Below are 18007 nucleotides of genomic sequence, written 5' to 3'. Positions count from 1 at the left end.
TTTACCGGCGGGGGAGAATATGCTGGAGATAAAAAATCTAAGCGTTGATATTGAGGGCAAAAGAATACTTGAAAATATCAATCTTACCATAAAGAAAGGCGAGACATTAATCCTTTTCGGGCCGAACGGCAGCGGTAAATCCACCCTGATAAAAGCGATTATGGGTTTTAACGCTTATACGGTTAAACAGGGAAGTATAGTATTTAAAGGAAAGGACATAAGCCTGCTTGCCACCGAAAAAAGGGTGAAGATGGGGTTGGGTCTTATGTATCAGCATCCGCCAGCGATAAGAGGGGTAAAGCTTGAGCAGATAGCCGGCTTCCTCAACAAAGACGCGAAAAAGATAAAAAGCCTTTCCGAAGAATTATCTCTCGCAAAACATTTGCACAGGGATATTAATCTGGGTTTTTCCGGCGGTGAAATGAAGAGGGCGGAACTTTTCCAGTTGATGCTGCAGAATCCGGACCTGCTTCTGCTTGATGAACCCGAATCCGGGGTTGATATAGAAAATATTTCTATAATGGGACGGGTGTTAAGCGAGTATCTGAGCAAAGAAGGCAAGTCGGCTCTAATAATAACACATACGGGTTATATCCTTGATTATGTCAGGTCTCAGAGGGGTTGTGTCCTTTTGAATAAACAGTTTTGGTGTGTGGGAAGCCCGAAAGAGATGTTCGAAACCATCAGAGAGCAGGGATATGAAAAATGTAAGGGATGCGTATGCCATCAGATGAGCTGAAAAATATTTTTGATCCGGCGGATGCGGGGAATATTGTGTCTTCGGGTATGGATTTATCCGAAAAAACGCGCTCGGGCAGTTTCCTTCAGCAGGATAGCGAGATATTATTTTCAAAAACCATGCTGGAAGGCGTTGATATTTTAAGCACAGAGGATGCTTTGAAAAAATACCCGGAAGCAAAGGAGTATTTCGGAAAAAATTTCGGTATCCTCAAAAAAGATTTTCCCGAAGACACAAAAGGCGGTTATTTCATCAGGGTCAGGAGCGGGCAGACCGTGAAGATGCCGGTTCAGACGTGCCTTTTCCTGAAGAAGCGGGGTTTTAAACAGAAAGTGCACAACCTCATTATTATAGAGGAAGGCGCGAAAGTATATCTGATAACCGGCTGTTCCGCCTCCAAAGCGGCCGATGAAGCTTTTCATCTCGGGGTATCCGAATTTTATGTGAAGAAAGGAGGGTACCTGAATTTTACCATGGTGCACTCCTGGAAAGAAAATGTTTCCGTTAAACCCATGAGTATTGCCGTAGTTGAGGAGAACGCGACTTTTGTATCCAATTATATCTGTTTAAAACCCGTTAAAGAAATAGTGATGTACCCTACGGCGGTTCTCCAGGGCAACGGATCAAAAGCCAGCTTCAATTCGCTTATGCTTACACATCCGGGGTCTTTACAGGATATCGGTTCAAGGGTTATATTAAGGGGCAGGAATACGAGCGCCGAAATTATCTCGAGAGCGGTTAGCCTGGGAGGCAGAATAATCGCGCGGGGACACCTTAAAGCCGAAAACAGGGATGTCAGGGCCCATCTTGAATGCAGGGGACTTGTATTATCCGAAAAGGGAACTATCCACGCTATCCCGGAACTGGAAACCGAGTGGCGCGATATTGATATGTCCCACGAAGCGGCCATAGGAAAAATAAGCAAAGAGGAGATTGAATATCTTTGCGCAAGAGGTTTTTCGGAGGGAGAAGCCCAATCCCTGATAATAAGGGGATTTATGGATGTTGATATCCTTTCTCTTCCTGAAGAGCTGAAGGAAGAAATAAAAAACATCGAAAACCAGACTTTAAAGGGGAATTTTTAATGCACAAAAAAATCTTCTGCGCCGCGGCGCTGTGTATAATGCTGATATCCCTTCCTGTTTTTGCCGGGCTTCCCAAAATCGCCGTTCTGAATGCCGAATCGACCATAGAATTTTCCGCGGCGAATGACTGGACGCTCGGCCCCGAAGTTTACAATGAAGAGGTAAAGAACCTTAAAAACATATTGGAATCTTTCGGTTTCCAGTGCGACCTTATAACTGAAGCGGATATTTTTAGCGGGAAACTGGATAGTTACCTTGCGTTATATTCAATAGATACAATTGCCCTCGGTTTATCCTCAGTCCATGAAATCAGGAGCTTTGTCGGAAGAGGCGGGCTTCTGGTATCCATCGGCGAGTTTTCGAGGAATATAGAGGGAGAGTGGGTTAACATCTGGGAGTTCGGCGATGTGTTCGGCATTTCCCCCGTTCCGTGCGACGAGTGGTCGACAAGCGGTTCCAACAATAATTTCTTTTATCTGAAAGCCGTAAATAAGAAAACAGGCGAAAAACTCACTGACGGCCTCGATGAGAAAATATCGTTCGGAAGGGAGACATCTTACTGCTGGGTCTGCAGGCCGGATACCGCAGCGGCAGTAGCTGTTTTCCCGAAATATTCCTCAACAATGGGTAAGAAATATAAAGAAGTGAAAGATGAAGTTGTCGCGGTTTCATTGAACAGATTCGGCACGGGGTATGCTGTATATGTCGCCGCTCTGCCGGGCGGTAAAAGAAAAAATTCCCTCGCAAGCGAAGATATCCGGAAAATTTTGCGTAATACAAGGTATTATATACAGAATTCGCTTTCTGAAAAACCCGTCAAGGAGCCTGAATTGACCCTGAGCGCAAGCCAGATAGGCTATCTGCCGGATGAGTCGAAATTTGTTATTCTGTGGGTTAAGAATTATAAATACGATGGGCCTGAAACGGAATTTGAATTGATTAACATGGATAAAAACGGGGTGCCGGAATATCAGGGAAAAATGACAAAAACCAGCTGTTATAAATGGCCGGGCATATTTTTTAAGGGGGATTTTTCCTCTTTTTCCCCGGAAGGCAGATATAAGATACGGACCAAAATAAATTTAAACGGGGATGAGACAATCCTTGAGACATATCCTTTTGTGATTAAAAAAGATGTTTTTACGGAAGACGCGATACCGATTCAGCTTGATTTTCTGGAAAAGTACGCCGCGGGAATAGATACCTACCTGAAGGATAAGGTAACAGGCGGTTTTATGGATGCCACGGGTGATTATTCGATAAGAATGTGGTCTATGCCGCATGTCGTTTACTGCCTTGCGGAACTGTATGATAATCTGGGAAACGGAGAGAATAAAAAGAAAGCGTATTTTCTCCTGAACCATGGCGTTAAATGGTGCGTTGATATGCAGAAAGAAGACGGGGACGTCTGGTCCGGAATACATCCCGGCGACGATATTTTTGTTACGGATCTGCGGCCGGCCGATGATAAAAGTAAAAGAAAATTATATTTCTGGAAAAGTTTCAATTACCTGTCCACCTATGTCGTCGGCCTGGCCCGCGCGGCTCAGAGTTACGGTAAAACAGATCCCGGCATGGCGGAAAAATGCGTTAAAACAGCCGGGAAATCTTATAACGCGTTTTCCGGCTATACAATACTGACGACCTCGGATATAGGCAATGCTGTCTGGGCCGCGGTTGAATTATACAAAGCCACGGGGAAGAAAAATTTTCTGAAGGATGCCGAGACGCGGGCGTCGGAACTTTTAAGAAGGCAGGTCAAAGACAGGAACCTTACGCCGCAGGGGGTGTACGGGGATTTCAGCGAAAGCGTAAACGGTTATGTTTTTGGAAACCAGCAGTATAAAGTTTTTCATAATCTGGGAATATATATGGGGCTTCTGGACCTGTATTCTCTGACAGAGATAGAAGAACTGAAAAAAGAGATTAAAGAGGCTTTAAAAATATTTGCGGATAATTATATAGTAAAGATGGCTTCTTTGTCTCCTTACGGGCAGTTTGCCCACGGCCTGGAAAATACGGAAAACGGGTATGAAGCCAGATATTTCCCTCCCGCGTCTTCCTGGATAAAACTGCACGCGCTTAACTGTGACCACGGGGCGCTGGGGCTTTTTGCCGTTGAATACGCGAAGGTAATGGACGACAGGAAACTGTATGATGTCGGGACAGACCAGCTGCAGTGGATAAACGGACAGAACCCGCTTAATTACTGCATGATAATGGGACTCGGGCGGAACAATCCTCCTTTGATGCCTGAAAATATGGGTACGGGAAGTATTCCCGGAGGCATGCCTAACGGCATAGGGGGGGGAAGAAATGATTTGCCGACATGGGGAAACAGCTGGAACAGCAGGGAATACTGGCTGCCTCAGACAGTTTATTACCTCGCCTGCGCTTCCCTTGCGGAAAAAGTCGGAAGCCTTGAATTAAAAGAGGGAGCGGAGGAAAAAGGTAAAGAAAAAGTGCCGTCCAGGAAAACGCGCAGGAAAATGAAGCGTTCAAAGGCCGTGGATTGAGTGAAACAAAAAAGTTGATAATCGTCCGATTGATGATATAATTTATCTATATGGCAGTTAAAAGAAAATTCAGAAATTATTTCCTAAAACCATTCCAGTACAAATACGCGCTTTTTACCATCTGGATAACGGTTCTGGGGATGATTTTTACCGCGTTGATAGTCTATAATGTAAGTATTGATACGCTTATCAATACGATTCAGAATGACGGGAAATTGACCGAACAGGCTTTGGAAACGCTTAATATGAACGTTGTGAAATACCTGATCGCGCCTGTTATTGTTGTTTCGGCGGTTTGTTTCCTGTTAAGTATTCTGGTTTCACACAGGGTTGCCGGTCCTATCTATAAGACGGAACTTTACCTGAATAAAATCGGCGACGGTAAAATACCCGGAAAAATTTATTTCAGGGAAACAGATGTTGTTCCTGAGATGAGCGAGGCGTTTAACAGGATGATAGAATTCCTCCATAAAGTGGGAGGCAATGCCGAAAAAACCGAAGAGATGGTTAAGGGAATGATATTTAATGATGAAAGGGATAGAGCTAAACTTATTGATGAATTGGAAAAAATAAAAAATAGCCTCTCCAGTGAAAAACAGTAAAATATTTGTCAGCCTATTTAAGGATTTTCAGCAAAAAAGTTACCCCTTTAAGAAAATAAATTCTTTAAAGGGGTTTACTTTAATTGAGATGATAGTCGCGATAAGCATCATCCTTATTCTTGCCGGAATCATCATACCTTCCTTTCGAAATGCGAAAGAAAAAGCCAACCGGATTGTATGTATGAATAATCTGAAACAGCTTGGATACGGTTTTGGGATGTATGTTACGGAGAATGGGGGAAACTGGCCTCCTTATCTGTTTACTTTTTCTCCCGGGCAAAGCGGCAAGTGGGTGGTTCTGGTTGTTCCGAAAAGAAAATCCGCAAGCCTTGTGGAAGCCTGTGTTGAGGAGGAGCTTTATGTATGCCCGTCGGATGATTCGCCTATGACGGCCACTGTTAATGAAGACGAGGATCCGGCGTACCACGGGCCTCCTGTAAATACGGAGATGGATATTTCTTATTCATATAATTTAATGTTATACACTGAGCAGGTGGATTATTATGAGCTGGCTCACCCGGACCAGACAGTTGTTCTTTTTGACGGACATCAGCTGATAGAGCATCAGGGTCAGTGGCAAAGCGACCCTGATTTTTATGAAAATGTCCTTGAAAACCGCCATAACGGAGGAGCCAACCATCTTTTCGCGGATTTTCATGTTGAATGGAAACCCGATATTACCGATGATAATATTGTTCCGGAACCGCTGTGACACCTATGAAAAAACCCGGTGAACATAAAATCAACACAAAGTCCATACTGACAATTATCATGGTTGTCAGTTTGATTGCCCTTTTTTTTGCCGCTAAACCCGTTTATTATAAAAAAGATTTAACAGCGCCCGCCACATGGGTATGTTCCTCCTGCAATTTTTTTGAAATAGAGGAAATAGCTTCTTCTCCGGCGAAGTGTCCTAAGTGCGGGGAGAATACTTTGTTTGTCACGGCTTTTTTCGTATGCAGAGACTGCGGCACAAAATTTGAAGGTTACAAGAATATTTTAAAGTATTCGAGAAAACAGCTGTTAAGCTGGGAGATAGTGACTCTGGACGGCCATATAATAAATCCGCGTGATTCAAAACAGAAAGCGGACTACAGGACTACGATCCGGTGCCCTAAATGCGATTCGAAAAATGTCCGCTCGACAGAGTTTACGGATGTGTCCCTGCCCGCGCTGTAAACCTTATTTTATTTTTGCGCCATCCACAATTTGAATTTTTTCACGGCGATAAAATAACAGGCCAGAAGGGCAATCCTGATTATAAAAGCGAATCCGGAACCTATTGAAAAAGATGCTACTCGCACCGCGTCGCCGGCGACAGCCGATGACTGAATTATTATCTGCCATATTCCTACCAGCACTGAACCTATGGTGAAAGCGATGTTATAATATGCCATTGTTATTCCCGATGGTTTTTTTGCGAGAAGGGCGATATTTGCCCATAGGCCGAACACCGCTATTCCTGCCCCGGTCAGGATTTCGAAATACCCTGAAAAATATATGGGGTCATCCTTCTGCAGTGATATCATGCCGATGATTCCGAGCAGGACCAGAGGTATCCTTAAAGATGAGAAAACCAGGTCCATGATAAAAAAAGTTTTGCTGAAAACAGGGTAGGGATTTGGAGCCGCTCCAGGTGCCGGGTTTTGGGTATTTTCCATTTTTTTTCTCCTTTTTTTACTTAAATTATAGATATATTTTTTTATTAAGCAATAATTATTTAAACAGAACGGCCAAACAGGGGATGCTTAAATAAGTGAAATTTATCACAAAACAATCTTGACATCTTGACTGTATATGGTATATTTGCTAAATTTATTGTGAAAGGAGTAACATAAATGGCTTCCAACAGGAATTGTGTAATAAGGCTTTCCAGATACAAGAATGCCTTATACAGGTTTGAAAAACTTGGTTTTGTTAAAGTTTTTTCTGATAATCTCGGAGAAGCGGTGGGTGTTACTGCGGCGCAGGTGAGAAAAGATTTTTCACTTTTCGGAATAACGGGCAATAAAAGGGGCGGGTATCAGGTGAAAGCCCTTATTGAAAAATTGAATGAGATACTGGGCAAAAATGAACTTCAGAATGTGGTAATAGTCGGTTCCGGTAATATCGGGAATGCGCTGCTTAAATATAAAGGATTTGAAAAAGAAGGCATAAAGATAATAGCGGCATTCGATATAGACCCCGCAAAGTTCAGGGAGAATCCGGAAGTGCCTGTTTTATCTCTTGAGCGCCTTAAGGATTTTGTAAAAAAGAGCGGGGTGAAAATAGGTGTTCTGGCTGTTCCTGATATCGCGGCCCAGCAGGTTGCGGATATGATGATATCCTCCGGAATAAAAGGCATACTTAATTTTGCGCCTATTAACCTCAGGGCGCCCGCGGACATAATAGTGAATTATGTTAATCTGGAACTTGAAATCGAGAATTTAATTTATTTTGTAAACGCGATGGATAAGACGGATAAAAAACCCAAATGAAGAAAAAAACCTTAAAAAGCAACCTGATAATCTCTTTTTTGACCGTGATAACCGCGCTGGGCATAGCTGTCGCTTTTATAGGTTTTTATCTTATTAAAACTGAAATTTTCGACAGGGCCCAGACTCAGGTCCAGAATGACCTTAAAATAGCATGGAGTGTTTACAAGGAAAAAACAGAAAAACTGAAAATTGCTTTTAATATGTTTGAAGAAAAGGAAAATCTCGAAGTTCTGAAGGAAAAACTCGGGCTGGATTATCTTTTCCTTGCGGATATAACAGTTAAGAACCGCCTGAAAAGCGAAATCGCGCTTAAGGCATTCGGCGGGACAGAGTGCGGCGGGACAAGAATTATCGGCGGGAAAGAATTAAGACAAATGGATGCGGATCTGGCCGGCAGGTGCGCTATTGATCTTTTATATACGCCGATGGCGGTTCCTACCGAAGAAACTGTTCTTGACAGCGTGATGGCAATAGAATACGCAAAACCTTTCTTTGCCTCCGCCGGTAAGGTTAACAAGGTCATTTACGGAGGAAGGATACTCAATAAAGACACCGCTGTCGTCGACAGGATAAGAAGCTTTGTTTTCGGGAATAAACAGTATAAGGGTATGCCTTTGGGCACGGTCACTATCTTTCAGGGAGATGTCAGGGTGTCGACAAATGTTCCCGATAAAGAAGGAAACAGGGCAACAGGGACAAGGGTGTCAAAAGAAGTTTATGAAAAGGTGATAAAAAACGGGTATTCGTGGTTTGACAGGGCTTTTGTAGTCACCGCCTGGTATATAACCGCATATGAACCTATAAGGAATATTAACGGGGAAATAATAGGCATGCTGTATGTAGGCATCCTGGAAAAACCTTATGCGGATTTGTTCAGAAACGTGGGTTTATTCTTTTTCCTGGCTATTCTGATTGCGGTTTTTATAGCTGTTATCCTGGGACTTATCCTTGCCGAATCCATTTCGAAGCCGGTAAGGGAAGTTTTATACTGCACGGGAAAATTTTCCGGAGGGGATTTAAGCTGCAGGGTCGGCACCCAGACCAAGATAAAAGAGCTTAACCAGCTTGCGGAAGCGTTTAATGAGATGGCTAAAAAACTGAGCCAGAGGGATAAAAGCCTCAAGGTATCGAATGAAAAGCTGGATACCCTGAACAGAAGTTATATTGACCTTATCGGTTTTGTCGCGCATGAACTGAAAGGTATTTTGTCTTCCACCATGCTCAATGCTTATTCGGTAAGGGACGGTTTTTTGGGATTGATTAATTTTAAGCAGAGAAAAGCGCTTGATTCAGTTTGCAAGAATCTTGATTATTTTGCCGCCACCGTGAAAAATTATTTAAGTTTGAGCAGGATTGAGAAAGGTGAAATGAAAGTTTCCAGGACGGAGGTTCTTCTCAAAGAAGATATTTTTGATGATTCGGTCGAGTATTTCCTCAAACAGGCGGCCGATAAGAACATCGAGATCAGCAATAACATTGAAAAAGGCCTTACGGTAAAAGCAGATCCGGATTTACTGAGGATGGCCGCGAATAATATAATAGGCAACGCTGTGAAATACGGGAGCAAAGACGGGAAAATAATTATTACGTCCGGAGTTAAGGGCGATATGATGGAAATCAGCGTCTATAATGACGGAAGGCCGGTAACGGAAGAAGAAAAAGGAAAACTGTTTAAAAAGTTCTCGAGGCTCGATGCGCCGGAAGTCAGGCGTGTCCAGGGCACGGGATTGGGGTTGTTCATAACTATGCAGATAGCCGAAAAACACGGGGGAAAAGTCAGTATAGAACCCGGCAAAAAAGGGAATTCGGTCATATTCAGCATGGAAAGGGGGATTTAAATGATGAAACCCTTAGATATTATAAGGAAAAAAAGGGCGGAAGCCATTAACAGGATCATAGGAAAAGGGTATCTGTCTACAAAGAGGGTATATGTGGGAATGGCGACATGCGAAATCGCGGCCGGTTCAAAGGAAGTTATGGAAGTGTTTAAGGAAGCCGTAAATAAAGGCCTGACGGATGTGTATCTCAGCCAGAAAGGCTGCGCCGGCCGGTGTAATCTCGAGCCTACAGTCGAAGTAATCGAGGAAGGGAAAATACCTGTTAAATACGGTAAAGTTAATGAAGAAAAAGCCCGTGAGATAATTGAAAGACATCTTAAGGGAGGCGAAGTCATTGAGGAATGGGTTATTAAATAAAGCGGGGTTTTATTTATTATGAAGAAAAACAAGAGCAAAGAGAATTTTATTATTACATTATGCGACGGCCCGAGCTGTATTCATAACAAATCCAAGGAACTCAAGCGCGACATCGAAACACAGCTTGAGAAAAGAGGTCTTTCGGATAACGGAAGAATTATTTTATCGGGGTGTCTCGGAATGTGCAGCAAAGGGCCTATACTGATAGTGAATCCCGGATACACCATATACGGACATGTGACTGAAAAGGATATTCCGGAGATTGTGGAAAGCCATCTTGTAAAAGGGAAACCTGTTTCACGCCTTATCATTGATGAGGACCACCTGTACAACAGGTTTTTCAGAGTGTTCGGCGATGTCGGGTTTTTCGGCAAACAGATGAGAATAACATTAAGGAACTGCGGGATAATAGACCCGGAAAGCATTGACGATTATATTTCGCTCAGAGGTTATGAGGCGATTGCCAAGGTTCTCTCGGATATGAAGCCTGAAAAAGTTATAGAAGAAGTAAAACGTTCGGGCTTGAGGGGGAGAGGGGGAGCCGGTTTCCCTACGGGCATGAAATGGGAATTTACGGCAAATCAGAAATCGGATGAGAAATATGTTATCTGCAATGCCGATGAAGGGGATCCGGGCGCTTTTATGGACAGGAGCGCAATTGAGGGAGACCCCCATACTGTAATCGAAGGAATGATTATAGGGGGATATGCGGTAGGTTCGGCTAAAGGGATTGTTTACATAAGAGCCGAATACCCTCTTGCCATAAAAAGACTTGAGAAAGCGATAAAAGACGCAAGGGATAGCGGTTTTCTCGGGGAAAATATACTAGGTTCGGATTTTTCTTTTGATATTGAGATAAGGCTTGGAGCCGGGGCGTTTGTCTGCGGCGAGGAAACAGCGCTTATACATTCTATTGAAGGGTCCAGGGGAATGCCGAGGCCGAGGCCGCCGTATCCCTCGGTAAACGGACTTTTCGGAAAGCCTACGCTGATAAACAATGTGGAGACGTGGGCGAATGTGCCGGTCATAATCCTGGACAGCGCGGATTGGTTCAGGAAGGTGGGAACAGAAAAAAGCAAGGGAACAAAAGTGTTTGCGCTTGCGGGAAAAGTTAAAAACACGGGTCTTGTGGAAGTCCCTATGGGCACGACCCTGAGAGAGATAATTTTTGATATCGGCGGGGGGATTGAAAACGGAAAAAAATTCAAAGCTGTCCAGACGGGAGGTCCGTCTGGAGGATGCCTGCCTGAAAAATATCTGGATACTCCGATAGATTATGAATCTTTGGCCAAAGCCGGTTCGATAATGGGGTCGGGGGGCATGATAGTTATAGACGAAGCCTCCTGTATGGTAAACATAGCCAAATTTTTTCTTGAATTTACGCAGAACGAATCGTGCGGAAAATGCACGCCCTGCAGAGAGGGAACGAAGAGGATGCTTGAAATCCTTACCCGCATAACGGAAGGAAAAGGAGAGCAGGGAGATATAGAAAAGCTTGAGCGTCTCGGGAACCTGATAAAGAAAGCTTCTTTATGCGGTTTAGGGCAGTCAGCCCCCAATCCTGTTTTAAGCACCTTAACCAATTTCAGGGAAGAGTATGAAGAACACATTAAACACAAAAAATGCAGAGCCGGCGAATGCCGGTTGCTGCTCGATTATGTTATAAACGATAAATGTGTTGGATGCGGCGCGTGCAAGAGGATTTGTCCGGCCGGAGCGGTAAGCGGAAGTCCTAAAACTCCGCATGTCATAGATAAAGCCGAATGTATTAAATGCGGGCAGTGTTATGAAGTATGTAAATTCGGCGCGATTGATAAAAAATGATAACTATTGAAAAACAGGAGCCAAGATGGAAAAAAAGACAATAACGATATATATAAATGATAAACCTTACCGGGTGGAACCTGAGCAGACAGTGATGCAGGCGGCCGACAAACTGGGTTTTCACATTCCGCGTTTATGTTACCATCCGAAACTTTCCATAGAAGGGGCATGCAGGGTTTGCATAGTGCAGGTTGAAGGCTTAAAAAATTATGTCGCTTCCTGCTCTTATCCGGTCAGCGACGGGATGAAAATTCATACGAATACGCAGGAGATAAGAAGGGCGAGAAGGGATATCGTGGAGTTGATTCTGGATAACCATCCTCTTGACTGCCATACATGCGACAGGGACGGAAACTGCGAACTTCAGCGACTGGCTTATTCAATGGGTATTAAAAAAAGGCATTTTGAAGGAGAAAAAAAGAGCTACGATAAAGATCTATCCTCTCCTTCCGTTGTAAGAGACCCCGATAAATGCATTTTATGCGGAAGATGCGTAAGGATATGTTCGGAGATACAGAAGGTGAATGCCCTGAGGCAGGCTTACAGGGGTTTTAAGACAGTGGTGATGCCGGCATATAACATGCCTTTTTCAGAAAGTGTGTGCACGACATGCGGCCAGTGCATCAATGTATGCCCGACAGCTTCTTTTATAGAGAAAAATTATACCCAGGAACTTTTTGAGAAATTGAGCGATAAATCCCTGATAAAGGTGGCTCAGGTCGCGCCTTCGGTCAGGGCTGCCATCGGCGAGGCATTCGGCATCCCTCCCGGAACGGCAAAAGAAAAAGAGACTGCGGCGGCTCTCAAGCGGCTTGGTTTTGATTATGTTTTTGACACGCAGTTTTCAGCCGATCTGACGATAATGGAGGAAGCCAGCGAATTTTTGGACAGGTTGCAGGGAAAAGGCAGGCTTCCTATGATAACATCCTGTTCAAGCGCGTGGATGAAATGTATGGAGCAGTTTTATCCCGATCTTATCGAGAATATATCCACCTGCAAGTCCCCGATGTCAATGATGGGGGCTGTTCTCAAGACTCATTTTCCTGAAAAAATCAAGGCTGCGCCGGAGAAAATTTTCAGTGTGGCTGTGATGTGCTGCACAGCGAAGAAATATGAAGCGCAGAGGCCCGAACTTAAAATTAACGGCTTAAACGGAGTCGACCTTGTTGTGACCACGAGGGAAACGGCATGGATGATTAAATCCGCCGGCATTGATTTTCTGAATATAAAAGGAGAGGAATTCGACCATCCGCTGGGGCTTTCGTCGGGAGCGGGCGCTATATTCGGAACTACCGGAGGGGTTATGGAAGCCGCGATAAGAACAGCTTATGAATTGTACACCGGAGAAACGCTTCTCGATATAGAAGTTAACGAATTAAGAGGCCTTAAAGGCATTAAAGAAGGTAAAATCGTAATGGACGGGAAGGAAATCAGGGTCGCTGTAGCGCATGGCCTGGGAAATGCCTGCGACCTTCTTGACATAGCAAGAAAAGAACCCGGGAAATATCATTTTATAGAAGTTATGGGATGCCCCGGCGGCTGTGTGGGAGGAGGAGGACAGCCTTATGCCGACGCCAATTCCATTCCTCTTGATGAAGAATGCCTGAAGTTAAGGGCGAAAGCGCTGTACGACCTTGACAGGAACCGGACTATCAGGAGAAGTCATGAAAACCCCGATGTGCAGAGATTATATAAGGAATTTTTAGGAAGGCCGCTCAGTGAACTTTCCCATAAAATATTGCATACCCATTATAAAAAGAAAGAACCGAAAGGAATAATACCGCGCGGGCTTGTGCGCGCGAGATAGGAGAGGATAAAGGCATGCAGACATCTTTGGAAAATGACAGAATGGCGAAACTCAAAAAATATATGGGTGATGTCCTTGAAAAAACCGACAGGCCCGAATCGTACCTTATCGCCGTCCTTCACCGGGCCCAGAACCTTTTCGGGTATCTAAGCCGTGAAGTTATGGATGAGATTGCCCTTACTATGAATATTCCGACATCTCATATTTGGGGGGTTGCCACCTTTTATCATTATTTCAAGCTTAAACCCCAGGGAAAACACAGTATTGCCATATGCCTGGGCACGGCCTGTTATGTAAAGGGGGCCGGAGATATTCTCCGGACAATTAAAAAGGAATTGAAAATCGGAATCGGGGAAACGACGGAAGACGGCTTTTTCAGCCTGCATGAAGCAAGATGCCTTGGCGCGTGCGGACTTGCGCCGGTTGTTATGATAGATGATAAAATATATGGGGAATTGACCAATCAGAAAATAATTGAGATAATAAACGGTTACAGAAAACGGGACCAAAAGAGCAAGGAGGGTTAAATGTCCGGGAAAATATTAATAGTTGACGACGACGTTGATTTTGTCGAGGCTATAAAAACACTTCTGGAAACAAAAAATTATGAAGTGTTTTCGGCTGAAAACGGATCAGAAGGATTTAATCAGGCAAAGGATAACAAGCCTGATTTGATAATTCTTGATGTGATGATGGCAACCAAAACGGAAGGTTTTGATATTGCCAGAAAACTTCAGAAAGAAAGTTCGACAAAAGGCACTCCGGTGATAATGATCACAGGTATAAGGAAAGAAATGAGCCTGCCTTTCGGTTTTGAGCCGAATGAGGATTTTCTGCCGGTAAAAGCGGTTTTGGAAAAACCGATAAAACCGGAAGTCCTTTTAAAGAAAATTGAGGAAAACATATAGATAAGTGATTTATTTTCCTGAGGAAAGGGTGTTATCGCCTGATGCCGAGGGTTATGCCGGAAAGCGGATAGTTGATTTTATCCCGGTCTTAACCTTAGGGGCAGGCCGGGATTTTTCTATGCGGGGGTGATTATGGAAAAAAGACTGGGTTTTGTGGGTATTATTATCGAAAACAGGGAAAAATCGTCTTCTCCGGTTAACAGGATACTTTCACAATACGGCGGTATTATAGTTTCAAGGACGGGGATGCCCTATGAGAAAAAGCGATGCTGTGTCATTACTCTGATTGTAGATGCCACGACGGATGAAATGGGGGCGCTGACGGGAAAACTCGGCTCTGTCGAAGGGGTAACGGTTAAATCGGCATTGGGGAAAAAAATATAAAGGCAGGCGGTTCAATTAAAGGAGAGACAGATGAAATGCGCGGATACTGATGTAAGAACATGGATGAAAAACAGGATAAGAACCGATCAGATAGATAAATATCTGGACGGAGGTAAAGATTTTATCGATGACAATAAAATCTTCGGTGTCCTGGAAGAAAATTCCGATCCCGACCCGGCCAGGATCAGGGATATTATCAGGAAATCACTTGAAATAAAAACGCTTTCCCCTGAAGAAACCGCGGCTCTCATAAATGTTAACGACAGAAGCCTTCTGGAAGAAATGAGGGCTGCCGCCGCCGAAGTCAAACGAAAAGTTTATGACAACAGGATTGTCACTTTTGCGCCTTTGTATACGGGTAATTACTGTGTCAACAACTGTCTTTACTGCGGTTTCAAGTCTGATAATAAAGACCTTGTCGAGAGAAGATTTTTATCTATGGAAGAAATAAGGAGAGAATCTGAAATTCTCGCGGGAAAGATAGGGCATAAACGGCTGATCGCTGTTTACGGGGAACATCCGCTGACGGACACCGCATATATCGCGGAATCGATCAGGAGCATATACGGCGTGAAAGTGAAGACAAGGAACGGTTTCGGGCAGATAAGAAGAGTTAACGTAAACGCCGCGCCCATGAGCGTGGAAGACTTGAAAATACTGCGTGATGTGGGGATAGGCACATATCAGGTTTTTCAGGAAACTTATCACCACGGCGCATACGGGAAAATGCATCCTTCGGATACACTGAAAGGGGATTATAAATGGCGGCTTTATTCAATGCACAGGGCGATGGAAGCCGGAGTTGATGATGTCGGACTCGGAGTGCTGTTCGGTTTATTTGATTGGAGATTTGAAATAATCGGGCTTATTTTACATGCGATAGAGCTGGAGAAAAAATTCGGGATAGGGCCCCACACCGTATCTTTTCCGAGAATTGAACCTGCGATAAATTCACCTGTTTCGGATAATACGCGGTTCAAGGTAAGCGATGATGATTTTAAGAAAATCATTACCGTTATCCGTCTGGCGATTCCGTATACCGGAATGATAATAACCGCCAGGGAAAGCGCGGCGTTAAGAAGGGCGACACTGGGAATGGGGGTAACACAGACAGATGCGTCAACAAGGATAGGAATAGGCGCTTACAGTGAGAGTTATGACAAACAGGAAGAAGCAAGACAGCAGTTTATTCTCGGGGACACAAGGAGTCTTGATGAGGTTATAAGGGAATTTTCCCGGATGGGGTATATAACTTCTTTTTGTACCGCAGGCTACAGATGCGGCAGGACCGGTAAATGCATTATGGAACTTTTAAGAAGCGGGCAGGAGGGCAGGTTCTGCAAGCTTAACGCTGTTCTTACATTCAGGGAATGGCTTGATGATTTTGCCGGTGAGGAAACCCGGCGGGCGGGGGAGGAAGTTATAGAAAAGGAAATCAGGGAGATAAAAGAAAAAGTGCCTGCTTTTTATTCCCGTCTGGTTGAATATTATGAAAGGATTAAAAAAGGGGAAAGGGACCTTTATTTTTAGAGTTAACGCAAGCGCGGGAGATGTAACCGCGCAGGACAAAAGACATATCTATCCGTATAGATACCCGCCTTTGCCTCAGGCGGTTTTCCGAAACCGCGAAAAAATTAAAATTTTTTTGTGAATAAGTTACTTGAAATGGGTGTACTTTTAATGTATACTCTGGCTTTACTTTCTTCTTGAAGGTACTATTCGATTATTTAAACTGTAGTTTTTTGCCAATAATTTTTTTAATATATATTGTGAAAATATTCACAATAAGAAATGGAGGAGTAATGACAGTTTCATCGAAAATATCGAAAAAAGAAATAATTAATGAACTCGATAATATTCTTTCGAAAACAAATTTAGAGAGGGAAAATCTCCTTTGTGTCCTTGAGGAACTTGTAAGAAAATTCGGGTACCTGAATGATATTATGGCAGTGGAGGTAGGCAAACGGTTTGGTGTTGACCCCAATGAGGTTTACAGCGTCGCTTCGTTTTATGCTTTTCTGCCCGTGAAAAAAAGCGGGAAGTATAAAATCAGGATATGCCGAACAATATCCTGCAAATTAAAAAATGCCGATAAGATAGTCGAGGCAATAGAAGATGAGCTCGGGATAAAATTCGGCGGCACCACTAAAGATATGAGATTTACCCTTGAAAGGGCTAATTGTCTTGGTATGTGCGACAAGGCGCCCGCGATGCTGATAAACGATAAAGTATATACGGAACTTACGCCTGAGAAAGCAAAGGAAATTATCAGGTCTTATAAAAATAAATAGGAGGATATTTATGCCGGCAGCAGGGTTTGTGCTTGAAAAAAGAAAACAGGGCGAAGCTTTGAAAAAAGCTTTTGAGATAAACAGGGCGGAAATTACCGATATGATTAAAGATTCCGGCCTCAAAGGCAGGGGCGGAGCAGGGTTCCCCACGGGGCTGAAAATGTATTTGTGCGGGGCGGCGGCTGACACGATAAAGTATGTTGTATGCAACGCCGATGAAGGGGAACCGGGTACTTTTAAAGACAGGGTAATACTTGAAACTGTCCCTGAAAAAGTATTTGAAGGAATGGCTATAACCGCTTACGTGATAGGCGCGAAAGAAGGCATTGTTTATCTTCGGGGCGAATATGAATATCTGAAAGCCGGGCTTGAAAATACTCTTAATGGGATGAGGAAAAATAATCTTCTCGGCGAAAAAATACTCGGCGCTGATTTCGATTTTGATATAAGGATAGCTCTGGGAGCCGGAGCTTATGTCTGCGGGGAAGAAACAGCGCTTATTGAATCGCTTGAAGGAAAAAGAGGCGAAGCCAAGAATAAACCGCCGTTTCCGGTGAGCAGCGGGTTATTCTGCCACCCGACCCTGGTAAGTAATGTCGAGACATTCTGCAATATACCCCATATCGTTACCGGGGGAGCGCAGTGGTTTAAAAACATTGGTTCAGAAAAATCAGCGGGGACAAAACTGGTCAGTGTTTCCGGGGATGTGAAAAAACCGGGAGTTTATGAAATCCCCTTTGGCATGAAGGTAAAAGACCTGCTGAAACTTGTGGAAGCCGAGAATACGAAAGCCGTGGATATCGGGGGAGCGTCCGGAATAGTGATTCCCGAGTCACAGTTTGACAGGGAAATATCGTTTGAAGATATTCCCACCGGCGGCTCTGTTATCGTATTCGACAAAACGAGAAAAATGATTGATGTCATGGAAAATTTCATGGAGTTTTTCCTTGATGAATCATGCGGCCAGTGTACTCCGTGCAGAGAGGGAACCAAATATTTTGTGGATGCCGTTGAAAAGATAAAAAACGGCAAAATTACGGATCAGGAATTAAAAAATCTCCGTGATATTTCCAATTGCATGAAACTTACAAGTAAATGCGGCCTCGGTCAATCATCCACGAATGCTTTTATCAGCATTCTTGACAATTTTAAAAAAGAGTTATTGTCTTAAATAGGATT

Annotated in this window: 18 protein-coding genes; 17 read left to right on the top strand and 1 reads right to left on the bottom strand. The window is 43.7% G+C overall.

The features are described 5' to 3' along the window. Positions 1–19: 19 nt before the first annotated feature. The 6 genes from M0R36_03125 (at position 20) to M0R36_03100 (ending at position 6121) form a co-directional block, all read left to right on the top strand. Positions 20–739 carry an ATP-binding cassette domain-containing protein gene (locus M0R36_03125; GenBank protein ID MCK9554794.1) on the top strand — a complete coding sequence of 240 codons (720 nt, stop codon included), beginning with the start codon at positions 20–22 and terminating at the stop codon, positions 737–739. Further along, positions 721–1824 carry a SufD family Fe-S cluster assembly protein gene (locus M0R36_03120; protein ID MCK9554793.1) on the top strand — a complete coding sequence of 368 codons (1104 nt, stop codon included), beginning with the start codon at positions 721–723 and terminating at the stop codon, positions 1822–1824. Before M0R36_03125 ends, M0R36_03120 begins: the two co-directional genes overlap by 19 nt. Beyond that, the gene (locus M0R36_03115) at positions 1824–4340 is read left to right on the top strand and encodes a glycoside hydrolase family 9 protein (GenBank protein ID MCK9554792.1); all 2517 of its coding nucleotides are present in this window, start codon (positions 1824–1826) and stop codon (positions 4338–4340) included. The genes M0R36_03120 and M0R36_03115 overlap by 1 nt, the downstream gene beginning before the upstream one ends. A gap of 50 nt (positions 4341–4390) precedes the next feature. Next, entirely contained in the window at positions 4391–4942 is a 552-nt protein-coding gene (locus M0R36_03110; protein ID MCK9554791.1) for a hypothetical protein, read from the top strand. 88 nt (positions 4943–5030) lie between these two features. Beyond that, positions 5031–5654 (top strand): hypothetical protein, encoded by a 624-nt coding sequence (locus M0R36_03105; GenBank protein ID MCK9554790.1) that lies wholly within the window; start codon positions 5031–5033, stop codon positions 5652–5654. A 5-nt stretch (positions 5655–5659) separates the two neighbouring features. After that, a complete protein-coding gene (locus M0R36_03100) occupies positions 5660–6121 on the top strand; it encodes a hypothetical protein (protein MCK9554789.1) in 462 nt (153 codons plus the stop codon). Positions 6122–6129: 8 nt separating this feature from the next. On the opposite strand, the gene M0R36_03095 is transcribed toward M0R36_03100, so the two are convergent. Then, positions 6130–6603, bottom strand: coding sequence for a hypothetical protein (locus M0R36_03095; GenBank protein MCK9554788.1), 474 nt, complete (start codon positions 6601–6603; stop codon positions 6130–6132). Between the two features lie 177 nt (positions 6604–6780). On the opposite strand from M0R36_03095, the gene M0R36_03090 reads away from it, so the two are divergent. From M0R36_03090 to M0R36_03040, 11 genes are all read left to right on the top strand, one after another. Further along, the gene (locus M0R36_03090) at positions 6781–7419 is read left to right on the top strand and encodes a redox-sensing transcriptional repressor Rex (protein MCK9554787.1); all 639 of its coding nucleotides are present in this window, start codon (positions 6781–6783) and stop codon (positions 7417–7419) included. Further along, positions 7416–9257, top strand: a complete 1842-nt coding sequence (locus tag M0R36_03085; GenBank protein MCK9554786.1) for a cache domain-containing protein — start codon at positions 7416–7418, stop codon at positions 9255–9257. Before M0R36_03090 ends, M0R36_03085 begins: the two co-directional genes overlap by 4 nt. Beyond that, entirely contained in the window at positions 9258–9614 is a 357-nt protein-coding gene (locus tag M0R36_03080) for a (2Fe-2S) ferredoxin domain-containing protein (GenBank protein MCK9554785.1), read from the top strand. A gap of 18 nt (positions 9615–9632) precedes the next feature. Continuing rightward, positions 9633–11438 (top strand): NADH-quinone oxidoreductase subunit NuoF, encoded by a 1806-nt coding sequence (gene nuoF / locus M0R36_03075; protein MCK9554784.1) that lies wholly within the window; start codon positions 9633–9635, stop codon positions 11436–11438. Between the two features lie 25 nt (positions 11439–11463). Further along, a complete protein-coding gene (locus tag M0R36_03070; GenBank protein MCK9554783.1) occupies positions 11464–13245 on the top strand; it encodes an NADH-dependent [FeFe] hydrogenase, group A6 in 1782 nt (593 codons plus the stop codon). A 14-nt stretch (positions 13246–13259) separates the two neighbouring features. Further along, complete coding sequence (locus M0R36_03065) at positions 13260–13772, top strand: NAD(P)H-dependent oxidoreductase subunit E (protein MCK9554782.1); 513 nt, start codon at positions 13260–13262, stop codon at positions 13770–13772. Further along, a complete protein-coding gene (locus M0R36_03060; GenBank protein MCK9554781.1) occupies positions 13773–14153 on the top strand; it encodes a response regulator in 381 nt (126 codons plus the stop codon). Between the two features lie 132 nt (positions 14154–14285). Continuing rightward, positions 14286–14537, top strand: coding sequence for an iron-only hydrogenase system regulator (locus tag M0R36_03055; protein ID MCK9554780.1), 252 nt, complete (start codon positions 14286–14288; stop codon positions 14535–14537). A gap of 30 nt (positions 14538–14567) precedes the next feature. Next, positions 14568–16067, top strand: coding sequence for a [FeFe] hydrogenase H-cluster radical SAM maturase HydG (hydG, locus tag M0R36_03050; GenBank protein ID MCK9554779.1), 1500 nt, complete (start codon positions 14568–14570; stop codon positions 16065–16067). Positions 16068–16339: 272 nt separating this feature from the next. Continuing rightward, positions 16340–16828 carry an NAD(P)H-dependent oxidoreductase subunit E gene (locus M0R36_03045; GenBank protein ID MCK9554778.1) on the top strand — a complete coding sequence of 163 codons (489 nt, stop codon included), beginning with the start codon at positions 16340–16342 and terminating at the stop codon, positions 16826–16828. A 10-nt stretch (positions 16829–16838) separates the two neighbouring features. After that, complete coding sequence (locus M0R36_03040) at positions 16839–17999, top strand: SLBB domain-containing protein (protein MCK9554777.1); 1161 nt, start codon at positions 16839–16841, stop codon at positions 17997–17999. Positions 18000–18007 lie beyond the last annotated feature (8 nt).

Source organism: bacterium, assembly GCA_023228325.1.
Taxonomy (GTDB): Bacteria; Auribacterota; UBA6266; order UBA6266; family UBA6266; genus UBA6266.
This window is presented reverse-complemented; position numbering and strand designations above follow the sequence as displayed.

Bases quoted from the DNA above. Each gene is read 5' to 3' on its own strand.
- M0R36_03125 (MCK9554794.1), top strand. From the start codon at position 20: ATGCTGGAGATAAAAAATCTAAGCGTTGATATTGAGGGCAAAAGAATA.
- M0R36_03120 (MCK9554793.1), top strand. From the start codon at position 721: ATGCCATCAGATGAGCTGAAAAATATTTTTGATCCGGCGGATGCGGGG.
- M0R36_03115 (MCK9554792.1), top strand. From the start codon at position 1,824: ATGCACAAAAAAATCTTCTGCGCCGCGGCGCTGTGTATAATGCTGATA.
- M0R36_03110 (MCK9554791.1), top strand. From the start codon at position 4,391: ATGGCAGTTAAAAGAAAATTCAGAAATTATTTCCTAAAACCATTCCAG.
- M0R36_03105 (MCK9554790.1), top strand. From the start codon at position 5,031: ATGATAGTCGCGATAAGCATCATCCTTATTCTTGCCGGAATCATCATA.
- M0R36_03100 (MCK9554789.1), top strand. From the start codon at position 5,660: ATGAAAAAACCCGGTGAACATAAAATCAACACAAAGTCCATACTGACA.
- M0R36_03095 (MCK9554788.1), bottom strand. From the start codon at position 6,603: ATGGAAAATACCCAAAACCCGGCACCTGGAGCGGCTCCAAATCCCTAC.
- M0R36_03090 (MCK9554787.1), top strand. From the start codon at position 6,781: ATGGCTTCCAACAGGAATTGTGTAATAAGGCTTTCCAGATACAAGAAT.
- M0R36_03085 (MCK9554786.1), top strand. From the start codon at position 7,416: ATGAAGAAAAAAACCTTAAAAAGCAACCTGATAATCTCTTTTTTGACC.
- M0R36_03080 (MCK9554785.1), top strand. From the start codon at position 9,258: ATGATGAAACCCTTAGATATTATAAGGAAAAAAAGGGCGGAAGCCATT.
- nuoF (MCK9554784.1), top strand. From the start codon at position 9,633: ATGAAGAAAAACAAGAGCAAAGAGAATTTTATTATTACATTATGCGAC.
- M0R36_03070 (MCK9554783.1), top strand. From the start codon at position 11,464: ATGGAAAAAAAGACAATAACGATATATATAAATGATAAACCTTACCGG.
- M0R36_03065 (MCK9554782.1), top strand. From the start codon at position 13,260: ATGCAGACATCTTTGGAAAATGACAGAATGGCGAAACTCAAAAAATAT.
- M0R36_03060 (MCK9554781.1), top strand. From the start codon at position 13,773: ATGTCCGGGAAAATATTAATAGTTGACGACGACGTTGATTTTGTCGAG.
- M0R36_03055 (MCK9554780.1), top strand. From the start codon at position 14,286: ATGGAAAAAAGACTGGGTTTTGTGGGTATTATTATCGAAAACAGGGAA.
- hydG (MCK9554779.1), top strand. From the start codon at position 14,568: ATGAAATGCGCGGATACTGATGTAAGAACATGGATGAAAAACAGGATA.
- M0R36_03045 (MCK9554778.1), top strand. From the start codon at position 16,340: ATGACAGTTTCATCGAAAATATCGAAAAAAGAAATAATTAATGAACTC.
- M0R36_03040 (MCK9554777.1), top strand. From the start codon at position 16,839: ATGCCGGCAGCAGGGTTTGTGCTTGAAAAAAGAAAACAGGGCGAAGCT.